Below are 11,952 nucleotides of genomic sequence, written 5' to 3' on the forward strand. Positions count from 1 at the left end.
TGATAGGTCAGAGGTGTAAGTGTGGTAACATATTTAGCTGACTGATACTAATAGGTCGAGGGCTTGACCAATAAAAAACAGGCTTAAAATTAATTCATGTGCAATTTTCAGAGAATATTTCTGAAAAAAGTATTGACAAGATATTGATTTTACAATATAATGTTAATGTAATCTGGTGATGATGGCGTAGAGGAAACACTCCTTTCCATTCCGAACAGGAAAGTTAAGCTCTACAGCGTCGATGGTACTGCATGGGAGACTGTGTGGGAGAGTAGAACGTTGCCAGGTATTATGGATCTTTAGCTCAGTTGGTTAGAGCAACCGGCTCATAACCGGTAGGTCCGGGGTTCGAGTCCCTGAAGGTCCACCATATTTGGGGGTATAGCTCAGTTGGGAGAGCACTTGCCTTGCACGCAAGGGGTCAAGGGTTCGAATCCCTTTACCTCCACCAAAAGAAGTTATGTTATCATAACTTCTTTTTTTATAACTTAAAATTAGAAGGAATATTTTAAGTTATTTAATAGTAATATAATACATGTATGGGATTTCCAAATGTCGAAAAAGTTTTAAAAATTTCTAAAATTTTAATTAGGAATAGAGAGAAAAATAATATATAATTAATATATAATAAACTATTTAATTTTTAATGTAAAAGTTTTAAGGTCTTATCCTTAGATGGGGAGTGTTGGTATGGGTAAGAAGGATGAGTTAGAGCAAAAATTAATAAAATTAAAATTAGAAAAGCGAGAGCTAGTATTAGCAGGTAAAAATACAAGCAGGATAGATGATCTTATAAAAGAAGTAGAAGTAGCATTAAAGGAATCAGATGAATTTTGTAATAATAAAAATATTTGATAGACCTAACTTATAAGTTTAGGTCTATTTTACTTTTTACAATATATGTAGTTAAAACTAATATAAATAATAAGAATAAATTTATTTAGTCTAGCATATTAAATTGTAGAAGGGTATTCTTTCTAAATAAGGAGGGGGATTAGGAAATGATAAGAACTTTTGTATGTGAAAAAGATGGCTGTAGTGGGAATAGATTTTTTTTAGAAAGTGAAGAAGATAAGTTGCATTTAATTTGTGCTCAGTGTAAGTCTAAATATGATATTGATGTAAGTGATCAAGATTTTATAATGTTGCCTAATTGTTCTAACTGTAATAATGATACATTCAAAATATTTAGAGATGTTGAGAAGAAGGGAATATATGCTAAGTGCTCTAAATGTGGATCTGTTCCAGAAAAAATATATATAGATTCTGATGGAGTACAAGTTTCATATGAAGCTAAATTATTAAACGATATAAAGCAAATAATGAATTTAGTAGAACAAAGAATATATAACTTAGAAGTTAATGTTAAAGATTTAGAGAGAGGTCAAGGTATGCTAGAACAATCGTTAGCGTATATTAATAGATATTTAGTTGAAAAAGATTGATATCAAAGGATAAAATATTTATTATATAAAAAGGAAAATATATTAAATTAACATAGGGAGAGAATAATGAATAAAAACAAAAAGATAATATCGTGGGCTATGCTAATAGTTTGGATGGGGATTATATTTTTTATGTCACATCAACCAGGTGAAGTTTCTAGTAGCCAAAGTGAATTAGTTTTGAAAATATTTAGCTTTTTTGGAATAGAATTAAATCAATATTTTGGTGAGTTAGCTACTTTAGTAGTTAGAAAGACTGCACACTTTTCAGAATATCTAATATTATTTTTATTTGCATATAACGTAAGCAAGTTCTATTTTACTACTAAAAGAGCTAGATTATATTCAATAATTTTTGTGTTTTTATATGCAAGTACAGATGAATTTCATCAATATTTTATTCCGGGAAGAAATATGGCGTTTAAAGATGTATTGATTGACACTTCAGGAGGTGCTATTGGTTATTTAATAACGAGGATAGTAGAAATAGTAAAATTAAATAAGTAAAATATAATTTTCAATACTATAAAAGGATATTCAATAATATTTGAATATCCTTTTATAGTATTGAAGAAAATAGTCTAGAGATTCCATCTAGAAATTTGCTAGTTAAAGATCTAGATTCATATTCTGTTAAATTAAACTCCGTACAATATTCTAATAAGTTATCGAATATTTTATTAAATTCACAAGTTATTCCTTCATCATATATTAATGCATTGATTTCATAATTTAATTCAAAGCTTCGTATATCCATATTTGCTGTTCCTATTGTGCATATTTTTTTATCTACAGTTAAAATTTTAGAATGAATAAATCCGGAATCATTATATAAATAAACTTTAACTCCAGATCTCACTAATTCAGCTAAATAAGTTTGTGACGCTTTATTCACAGTAAAATGATCGGCTTTTTTAGGAAAAATTACTGAAATTTTAATGCCACTTAATGCAGCTATTTTTAATGAATCCATTAAACCTTCAGATGGGATAAAATAAGGAGTTATTATATTAATACTTTCTTTAGCAGTGCTAATCATTTTTATAAAGCATTGAAGTATGCTAGGGTATTCAGAATCTGGTCCACTTTTTATTAGTTGCATTGGTATATTACCATCAAATTCTTTATTTTTAAAATAGTCTTCGATATTGGCTAAGGTTGAAATTTGTTCATTATTATATTTTTTTATACTTGAAAAATCATCTAAGAAAATTGATTGCAAGCCAAGTACACAATCACCTTCAATCATTATATGACAATCCTTCCAATCACCTAATTTGCCTAACCCCAAATATTCGTCTCCTATATTAATTCCTCCTAGGAATGCTGTAGTACCATCTATAACAACTATTTTTCTATGATTTCTATAATTCACTTGGGTATTAATGAATCTAAAAAAAGGTGCTAATACATAAGAATAAAAAACAACATCAACCCCAGAATTTTTTAAATCGTTAATATATCTAGTGCTTAATTTTATAGAACCCATTTTATCGATTATAAATTTAACTTTTACGCCTTCTTTAGATTTTCTTATCAATATATCTTTTATTTCATTTCCTATATTATCATCTTTAACAATATAGTATTCTAAATGAATATGGTCTTTTGCTTCTAGTAGTTTACTTTTTAGAGCTTCGAACTTATTAATTCCTCCATCTAAAATAGTAACACTATTATTTATAAAGAGTGGAGAATATGAATTTGATACTAATAAGTTTACAATATGCTGAAATTCATTAGATATATGAGATTTATTTAATAGTGAAGGAGTAATTAAGCTACTGACTTTTTGCTTTGATTTTTTATCTAATGTATGTATCTTCCAGTTCCTACCTAACAGTATAAAGAGAATTAGTCCAAGGGGAGGGAATATAATTAATATTAGAATCCATGATAAAGTTTTCTCATGGCGTTTTTTCCCAAATATAATTATTATAAATATTATAAAGAGATTTATTATGAATGATAGATAAAAAATTATATTAATTGCAATCATATTAAAAACCTCCTTCAAAAAATAATTATCTATAATAATATTCTTGACTAAAATATAGATTTTAATTAATTAGAAACTAATATAAAGATGATTATATAGCAATTACATTTTTAAAATTAATCATATATTTTATAAGAGTTTGATAATGTTAATATAACATTTTTCATAAATTTTTATGAAATACTAATAAAATCTTGAAAAAGATTAATATGCCTATATAATAGTTATAAAATGGAGTGAAAAACGTGTAAAATAAAATTTAAAAAAGTAGAAAAATTTATTGTTGTGTATTTACTATTTAAGGGGGATAACGAATGAAATCAAAAGATAATAGCACTAACTCAAATAATAGTATTTTAGTAGCTATAGAGAGAGTCGGTAATAAGCTACCGCATCAAGGAACTATATTTAGAAATTGTTTCTTTTAATATGGTTCTTTCTATAATATTCTAACTATGCTATAACGATACTATATTTCAAATAATAGTAATAAAATTTAATATGATTATTAATTTTCTTCCTGATAAAATATAGATATTTAATTAATGAAAAATAATTATGTAAAGCTGAATAAACATAAAAAATATGTCAAAAATTAAGATAACAGAAGGTGTAGCTATAGTATAAATTATAGGTGCACTTTTTTGTACTTAATCTTATATGCAAAGCATAAAAATAAATATAGATTAGACTGATGATAAATAATCTGAATATTCTGGAAAAGGAAAAACCTTTATGGTATTCTATAATTAGTAAGATGCAATAAAGAAATTACCCGAACTTAGGATGTTTTATTAGAACAAATTATAAACCAGAGATTTAAAATTTATAAACACAGGAATTTGATGAGAGAACTAATTCAAAAATTATTTAGATTTTAAATGAAAGGTAGGTGTAATCATAATATTATATTAAATATTATGAGATAGTATGAAAAATTACACAATAAAAAATTTGAGAAATATTGGACTTATAGGTCATGGAGCATCAGGAAAAACATCTTTAGTAGAAGCATTACTTTTTAATACTGGCAATACTGATAGGTTAGGAAAAGTAGAAGATGGAACAACAGTTACAGATTTTGATCAAGAGGAAAAAAAGAGAGGGATTTCATTATCAGTTTCTATTGCTCCGATAGAAGTAAATGAAACAAAAATAAATTTAGTAGATATACCAGGATATTTTGATTTTTCAGGAGAACTTATTCAAGGAATGAGAGCCGTAGATGTAGCTACTATAGTTGTATGTGGTGTATCAGGAGTTCAGGTAGGAACAGAAAAGGCATGGGATTATTGTAATAAAATAAAATTACCAAGAACATTTTTTATTAATAAATTAGATAGAGAAAATTCAAGTTATGATAAAACATTAGCTCAATTAAAAGAAAAGTTTGGAATTAGCGTAGTTCCAATTCAGTATCCTATAGGAACAGAAGAGAATTTTAAAGGAGTAGTTAATGTTATATCAAAAAGAGTTAGAATACACGATCCAAAAACTAATAAAATTCAAGAAATGGATGCTCCAGAAGAACTGTTAGGGAAAATAGATGAATGTAAAAGAATGATTATGGAGGCAGTAGCTGAAACTAATGAAGAACTTTTAGATAAATATTTTAATGAAGGCGAATTAAGTGATGAAGAAATATATAATGGACTTATAGAAGGATGTGCAAGTGGCGAAATAGCACCAGTAATGTGTGGAAGTGCTTCAAAGGTTATAGGTATGAGATGTTTCTTAGAAGATGTAGTAGAATGTTTTCCATCACCTAAATATTCAATTCCTCAGAAAGCAATAAATACACAAAATGATGAAGAGGTTTTCATAAGATTAGATGAAAATAAGCCGTTTTCAGCATTAGTTTTTAAGACGATAGCAGACCCTTTTGTTGGCAAAATATCATTATTTAGAGTTATAACAGGAAAACTTTCAAATGAGGTTACTGTTATTAATAGTAATAAGGATAAAGCAGAAAAATTAGCAAATGTATTTTTCATGAGAGGTAAAAATCAAATACCTACTAAGGAAGTAGTAGCCGGAGATATAGCGGCTGTTGCAAAGTTACAATACACCGAAACGGGAGATACTTTATGCGATATAAATAATAAAGTTATATATGATAAAATGAATTTCCCTAAACCAGCAATATCAATGGCGGTATTACCGAAGGCTAAGGGTGATGAAGATAAAATATCAGCAGCTCTACAAAGATTATTAGAAGAGGATCCAACATTTACAATAACACGAGATACGGAAAATGCAGAAACAATAATATCTGGAGTTGGTGAAACTCATTTAGATGTAATAGCTAGTAGGTTGAGAAATAAGTTTGGAGCCGAAGTAATATTAAGGCTTCCTAAGATACCATATAGAGAAACAATAAAAGGAGTTGCTGATGTTCAAGGTAAACATAAAAAGCAATCAGGAGGGCATGGACAATACGGAGATGTAAAAATAAAATTTGAGCCAAGAAAAGATGGAGAAAGTGATCTAGAGTTTGTAGATAATGTTGTAGGAGGAGTTGTTCCGAGAAACTTTATACCTGCAGTAGAAAAAGGTCTTAGAGAATGTATTGAAAAGGGTGTTTTAGCTGGTTATCCAGTAGTTGGATTAAAAGCAACACTGCACGATGGATCTTATCATCCAGTGGATTCTTCAGAAATGGCATTCAAAATGGCTACTTCTATTGCATATAAGAAGGGGCTAGAACAAGCAAAAGCTATTTTATTAGAGCCTATTATGCATGTAGAAATATTTGTGCCAGATGAATATATGGGTGATATCATTGGAGATATAAATAAGAGAAGAGGAAGAGTTTTGGGAATGGAACCAGATGGGAACTTACAAAAAATCATTGTAGAAGTTCCACTATCAGAAATGTTTAAGTACTCTACTGATTTAAGGTCAATGACTCAAGCTAGAGGAAGCTTTACAAGTGAACTTGCAAGATATGAAGAAGTTCCTGAAATAGAAGCTAAAAAAATAATAGAGGAAGCTAAAAAAAATTAAATTTTGGTATAGTGAATAAATAATGAATTAGTGAGATAAAATAAAATAAATGCTATAGATAAAATCTTATACAAAAGAAAAAGTATTGGAGGGATACTATGCCAGATTATAGGATGGATATAAATGGGGGATTAGGTCTTAGTGAATATAGCAATATATTTGACTATATGGGAGTTGTAGATAGAAATGATAATTTTACAATAACCTTAGGTAGCGTTGACAAAAATGATATCAATATCATTACATCCATGCTTAAAGACAGCAATTTCTCGATATTAGATGAAGGAATTAATCCAACTGGCAAATATTATATAAATGCTAATAAGCAAAAGTAAATAAAAGGCTATTAATCTATTGATTAGTAGTCTTTTATAATTTATGGTAAAATATTTAGTATATAAGTTTTAGGTAATAATCTACACAGCTGAAGTAAGTAGTATATTTAATGCTTAATATCTTATTTAAGTAAACTAGTGAAAACGAAAGCATATATTATTTAAATTTATATATAAGTTACAAAAATAATAACTAAATTTAAATAATATCAATTACTAAGGTATATCATAGAAGTGTTGAATTTTTATTGTAGCTTATATAAATAAAGTATGTAGGAGGAGTAAAATGAAAGCAGAAATAATAGCAATTGGAACAGAAATACTTTTAGGCGATATAGTTAATACAAATGCACAATTTTTAGCTAAAGAATTAGCTGCTTTAGGAATAGATGTATATCATCAAAGTGTTATTGGTGATAATGAAGATAGAATAATAGAATCATTTGAAAAAGCTTTTCAAAGATGTGATTTAGTTATTACAACAGGAGGGTTGGGTCCAACACAAGATGACTTAACTAAAGAGTTAGGAGCAAAATATTTTAAGAAAAAGTTAGAGCTTCATAAACCTTCTTTAGACTGGATTAAAACATATCTAGATATGAAAGATGAGGCTATCGTAGAAGCAAATAAAAAGCAAGCATATTTTCCAGAAGGATCTATTATATTACCTAATCCTAATGGAACAGCGCCGGGATCTATAATATCAGAAAATAATAAGACTTTAATAATTTTACCAGGCCCTCCAAGGGAAATGAAACCGATGTTTAATGATCATGTTAAAAAATACTTAGAAGGGATAACAGGAAAGATTATAAAATCTAAGACTTTAAGATTATTTGGAATAGGTGAAAGTCTTATGGCACAAAAATTAAATAATTTAATTCAAAGTAGTAAAAATCCTACAGTGGCACCATATGCAAAGGATAATGATGTTACATTAAGAATTACAGCTAAGGGAAATAATGAAAAAGAATGTGATGATTTAATAAATCCTGTTGATAAAGAAATAAAAAGTACACTTGGAGAGTATATATATGGAGAAGGGGAAACTTCTTTAGAAAATGTTGTTTCAGAAATGTTATGTAGTAGTAAACTAAGTATATCAACTGCGGAATCATGCACAGGTGGTATGGTTGCAGCGAGTTTAATTTCATATCCTGGAATATCGGATGTATTTAAGGAAGGGGCTATAACTTATTCAAATGAAGCTAAAATGAAGAGGCTTGGGGTTAGAAAAGAAACTTTAGATAGATATGGAGCAGTAAGCGAAGAAACAGCTAGAGAAATGGCAATAGGGATAGCTAAACAGGCTGATACTGATATTTCAATTTCTACCACAGGAATAGCAGGACCAGGTGGTGGAACTGATGAAAAACCAGTTGGATTAGTTTATATAGGAGTATTTATTAAAGGAAAAGTTGTTGTAAATAAATTTAATTTTACTGGCGATAGAGAAAGAATTAGAAGAAAAGCTACACTTAATGCGCTAAATATTTTAAGAAAAGAGTTATTAGAAGTTTAAATTAAAAAGGGGAGTAAAATAATCCCCTTCCATACTATAAAGTAAGTTGGGGATTATTTTTGTATATAAATAAAATGGGGGAGAGGCGATTAACTGTGGAAGCCTTCTCGCTTCATTATAATTATGTCCATTAAATTAATAAGTTATACATTCGTTAAAATAAATTTGTAGTAAAAGAATGAAACGCTAGAAACTAAAAGAAAGGATAGAGATATGACAAAAGTTTTTAAAGCGAATATGTATTTTTTAATTATATTAATAATAGAAATATTTGGTCCATTACTATTAAGGCCATTTTATCTTGTACTCGGATTAAGTGATACAAGAGTTATACTGTTTTTAAATCATGTGATATTATTTTTATTACCTGCAATTATATATATAATTGTTACAAAGTCTTCTTTTAAAGAAACTCTCAAATTAAACAAATTACATTGGCAAGATACTCTTTTAATTGTCTTATTAGCATTTGTGGTTCAACCAATAATGACCTTTTTTTCATTGATTGGAACATTTTTCTTTAATAATGAAATTGGATCGTTTATATCAGAAATAACTTCAACTCCATATATACTTTTATTAGCATTAGTTGCATTACTTCCATCAATAACAGAAGAAGTAACAATAAGAGGGATAGTGCTTTCAGGCTATGAGAACAAAAATAAATATGTATCAGCTATAGTAACAGGATTATTCTTTGGTATTCTTCACTTAGATCCTCAACAATTTTTATATGCAGCTGTATTAGGATTTATATTAGCTTTAGTGGTGCAAGCAACAAATAGTATATTTTCATCAATGATAATGCACTTTATTATAAATGGAACATCAGTAACTATGGCAAAATTAGCAGATTATATTACTAAAGGATTATCAAATGCAAATCAAAATGCAGAATTAACACTCAAAAATATAGAATCATCAGAAAAATTAATTTTATTTATAATATATGGAGCTATAGCAGTAATATTTTCAATATTTGTTTTTCTTATAATATATGGATTGGAAAAAATTAATTCAAAAAGAAGAATTCAAAATTATAATTATAGAACAAGTGAAGTATCAGGAATAGTGGGGAAAAAGGATAGAATAATAAATATTCCATTTGTACTATCAATAGGAATATATATTTTCTTTATGATTAGAACTATTTCATTATAAAAAAGTTAGGAGAGCAATACTCCTAACTTTTTTTACTTAATTTGATTTGGATATATAGGATGAGTCACTATAAAACATTGATACATCTTTTGAATTAATCCATCCTCTACAATTTATACAGTTATCAATTGGAAGATTAACATAATACCAAGTTTGATTATTTAGTTCAGCTGAATCTAGAACTGTTACCTCCATGCGTATGTTTGTTTTTCTAATTACCTGAGATGAATCCAGTGGCGCTATATATAATTTAGAATCAGTATTTATTATTCCGGTCTTATAGGTGGGGGTAATAAATCTAATAGATAAATTATTATTGTTTTTTTTAGGTGTATCATATTTCTTTCTTATATTATTATATTGATGTGAAGTAATCATTAATTGTTTTTTCATTAATTCTAATTTTTTCTCATAATAAAAATAAAGTACTACTAATGATAGTATTAGTATAATAAATAATATATATTTCATAAATCACTCCTATTAATACTATATTTTATTATATTTATATGCTTCTATAAAAATAACTTAAAATTTATATTCTTACTAAAATTAAAAAATATAAAATAAAAACGTTGACATATTATAAAAAATTATATAAAATATAAATCGTTAAGGCTCGATAGCTCAGTCGGTAGAGCAGAGGACTGAAAATCCTCGTGTCCCTGGTTCGATTCCTGGTCGAGCCACCAGGAAAGCTAACTAATTAATTAGTTAGCTTTTTTTATGTACTGAAAAATATAAAAGACTTTGAAAGTATGGCTAAATAGGAGCTTGGTATTTAAACTTCAAAAAAGTGCGTTAGCTATATATATTATTTTTTAGTTTTAGATATATAAACTTGCGGTGATAATAAGAAAAGTGACGTAATTGGCAAATTTATATGTTTTTTATTGTATTATTAAGGTAAATTACTATGAAAGAATAATAATTAATTATAATTAATTATACTTTAAGTTTTAGTTAAGAAATATTTAAGAAGTAAGTATTAAAATAAATGTATAGATATTAGATTTATAAGATGTTTAACATATAAGGAGTGTTAGTGGTGGAAAAGTTAATTTTATCTGATCAAGATTATGATTATTTAGCAAAGGGGATAGCTGTGGGAGCTGGAATTGGTATATTTCTAGGCTTTTTTATCGATAATATAATATTAACATTTTCAGGATGCTCAGTTATAGCAATAATTTCATCACTAGGTTATTCATTTTATAAGAAGTCAAAAAGTAAAATTAATTAAAAAAGGCACAGTTAGTGCCTTTTTTTTTTATATATTTTTTATTTGCCAGTTTATAGGTGTCTTGTTAATAGATTTTAAAAACTCATTCGTTTTAGAAAATGGTTTACTTCCAAAGAAACCTCTAAAAGCTGAAAGTGGGCTTGGATGGGGAGAAGTAATTATAAAATGATTTTTATTTGTTATAAGCTTACTTTTAGCTATTGCAGGATTGCCCCATAAAATAAAAACAATAGGATCTTCTCTTTTATTAAGTAGTGAAATAATTTTATCGGTTAGTATTTCCCATCCCATATTCTTATGAGAATTTGCTTCATGAGCTCTAACAGTTAAAACTGTATTTAATAATAAAACTCCTTGATCAGTCCAATTTTTTAAAAATCCGTTATTAGGTATGTAGCATCCTAGATCATCGTGTAATTCTTTATAAATATTAACTAAAGAAGGGGGGACTTTAACTCCCTTATTAACAGAAAAAGAAAGACCATGAGCTTGATTTGGACCATGATAAGGATCTTGGCCAAGTATAACAACCTTAACATCTTTGTATGCAGTAAATTTTAATGCATTAAAAATATCACTCATATCAGGATAGATAGTTTTTGATTTATACTCTGATATTAAAAATTGTCTAAGGTTTTGATAATAATCCTTTTCAAATTCATCTTGCAATAATTGTTGCCAATCATTATTTAATATATTTTTCAAAGTATCACCTCCATATATAGTATTTAGTTATTAATTTAATACTATTAATAATTATTTTTAACTCAAAAAGATATTTTATATTTAAAACATGTAATAAATAAAAAAAGAATTCTATCTAATAATAATATATATATTACATTTTTGGAATATATTAAGATTAAATAGACACAAACGCTACCTAGGATATCTTTATAAGTAAATTAGATTAAAATAAAGAATAATAAAGAAAATATAATATAAATATGAATAAAATAGATAATATTATAGATACTAAGGAGTGAAAGATGATATTATGTAAATCGTTCCTTATGAACACGTTGATTTCCAACAAAACAACTTGAAAAAAGTTAAAAAACATTGTTGACAATGAAGTGCATAAGTGATAAGATAAGAAAGTCGCTTGAGAGCGATGAAGAAAATGGTCTTTGAAAATTGAACAGAAAATAAGTTAAGTAAAATAAACCAGCAATTCTTTTAGACGTCTTAAAATTAAGACTCAAAGTAATTTGAGCGAAGAGATTAAACTTTTTATTGAG

General features: G+C 27.2%; 11 protein-coding genes, 3 tRNA genes and 1 rRNA gene. 12 read left to right on the forward strand and 3 right to left on the reverse strand.

The features are described 5' to 3' along the window. Window positions 1–171: 171 nt before the first annotated feature. From rrf to I2E83_RS17670, 6 genes are all read left to right on the forward strand, one after another. Window positions 172–288, forward strand: a 5S ribosomal RNA gene (rrf, locus tag I2E83_RS17645). A 5-nt stretch (window positions 289–293) separates the two neighbouring features. Next, window positions 294–370: transfer RNA gene (locus I2E83_RS17650), tRNA-Ile, on the forward strand. 5 nt (window positions 371–375) lie between these two features. Next, a tRNA-Ala gene (locus I2E83_RS17655) sits at window positions 376–451 on the forward strand. 239 nt (window positions 452–690) lie between these two features. After that, window positions 691–855, forward strand: coding sequence for a hypothetical protein (locus tag I2E83_RS17660; RefSeq protein WP_195266876.1), 165 nt, complete (start codon window positions 691–693; stop codon window positions 853–855). 146 nt (window positions 856–1,001) lie between these two features. Then, window positions 1,002–1,445: a hypothetical protein gene (locus tag I2E83_RS17665; RefSeq protein ID WP_195266877.1), complete on the forward strand. Its 444-nt coding sequence runs from the start codon at window positions 1,002–1,004 to the stop codon at window positions 1,443–1,445. 66 nt (window positions 1,446–1,511) lie between these two features. Further along, window positions 1,512–1,952, forward strand: a complete 441-nt coding sequence (locus I2E83_RS17670; protein WP_195266878.1) for a VanZ family protein — start codon at window positions 1,512–1,514, stop codon at window positions 1,950–1,952. A 52-nt stretch (window positions 1,953–2,004) separates the two neighbouring features. Here I2E83_RS17670 and cls read toward each other — a convergent pair whose 3' ends face one another. Beyond that, a complete protein-coding gene (cls, locus tag I2E83_RS17675) occupies window positions 2,005–3,441 on the reverse strand; it encodes a cardiolipin synthase (RefSeq protein WP_257447938.1) in 1,437 nt (478 codons plus the stop codon). Between the two features lie 933 nt (window positions 3,442–4,374). On the opposite strand from cls, the gene fusA reads away from it, so the two are divergent. The 4 genes from fusA (at window position 4,375) to I2E83_RS17695 (ending at window position 9,468) form a co-directional block, all read left to right on the forward strand. Continuing rightward, window positions 4,375–6,450: an elongation factor G gene (fusA, locus tag I2E83_RS17680; protein WP_195266880.1), complete on the forward strand. Its 2,076-nt coding sequence runs from the start codon at window positions 4,375–4,377 to the stop codon at window positions 6,448–6,450. 98 nt (window positions 6,451–6,548) lie between these two features. Beyond that, complete coding sequence (locus tag I2E83_RS17685; RefSeq protein ID WP_195266881.1) at window positions 6,549–6,785, forward strand: hypothetical protein; 237 nt, start codon at window positions 6,549–6,551, stop codon at window positions 6,783–6,785. A gap of 286 nt (window positions 6,786–7,071) precedes the next feature. Beyond that, the gene (locus I2E83_RS17690) at window positions 7,072–8,307 is read left to right on the forward strand and encodes a competence/damage-inducible protein A (protein WP_195431364.1); all 1,236 of its coding nucleotides are present in this window, start codon (window positions 7,072–7,074) and stop codon (window positions 8,305–8,307) included. A gap of 213 nt (window positions 8,308–8,520) precedes the next feature. Beyond that, on the forward strand, window positions 8,521–9,468 hold the full coding sequence (locus I2E83_RS17695) for a type II CAAX endopeptidase family protein (protein WP_195266883.1): 948 nt from the start codon (window positions 8,521–8,523) through the stop codon (window positions 9,466–9,468). A 36-nt stretch (window positions 9,469–9,504) separates the two neighbouring features. On the opposite strand, the gene I2E83_RS17700 is transcribed toward I2E83_RS17695, so the two are convergent. After that, window positions 9,505–9,939 (reverse strand): hypothetical protein, encoded by a 435-nt coding sequence (locus I2E83_RS17700; RefSeq protein ID WP_195266884.1) that lies wholly within the window; start codon window positions 9,937–9,939, stop codon window positions 9,505–9,507. A 145-nt stretch (window positions 9,940–10,084) separates the two neighbouring features. On the opposite strand from I2E83_RS17700, the gene I2E83_RS17705 reads away from it, so the two are divergent. Beyond that, window positions 10,085–10,160 (forward strand) — tRNA-Phe (locus I2E83_RS17705). A gap of 356 nt (window positions 10,161–10,516) precedes the next feature. Further along, the gene (locus I2E83_RS17710) at window positions 10,517–10,711 is read left to right on the forward strand and encodes a hypothetical protein (RefSeq protein WP_243242217.1); all 195 of its coding nucleotides are present in this window, start codon (window positions 10,517–10,519) and stop codon (window positions 10,709–10,711) included. Between the two features lie 27 nt (window positions 10,712–10,738). Here the strand turns inward: I2E83_RS17710 and I2E83_RS17715 are convergent, their stop codons facing one another. Continuing rightward, window positions 10,739–11,416 carry a uracil-DNA glycosylase gene (locus I2E83_RS17715; RefSeq protein ID WP_195431366.1) on the reverse strand — a complete coding sequence of 226 codons (678 nt, stop codon included), beginning with the start codon at window positions 11,414–11,416 and terminating at the stop codon, window positions 10,739–10,741. Between the last annotated feature and the right edge of the window lie 536 nt (window positions 11,417–11,952).

Source organism: Clostridium sp. D46t1_190503_E9 (genome assembly GCF_015555225.1).
Taxonomy (GTDB): domain Bacteria; phylum Bacillota; class Clostridia; order Clostridiales; family Clostridiaceae; genus Clostridium.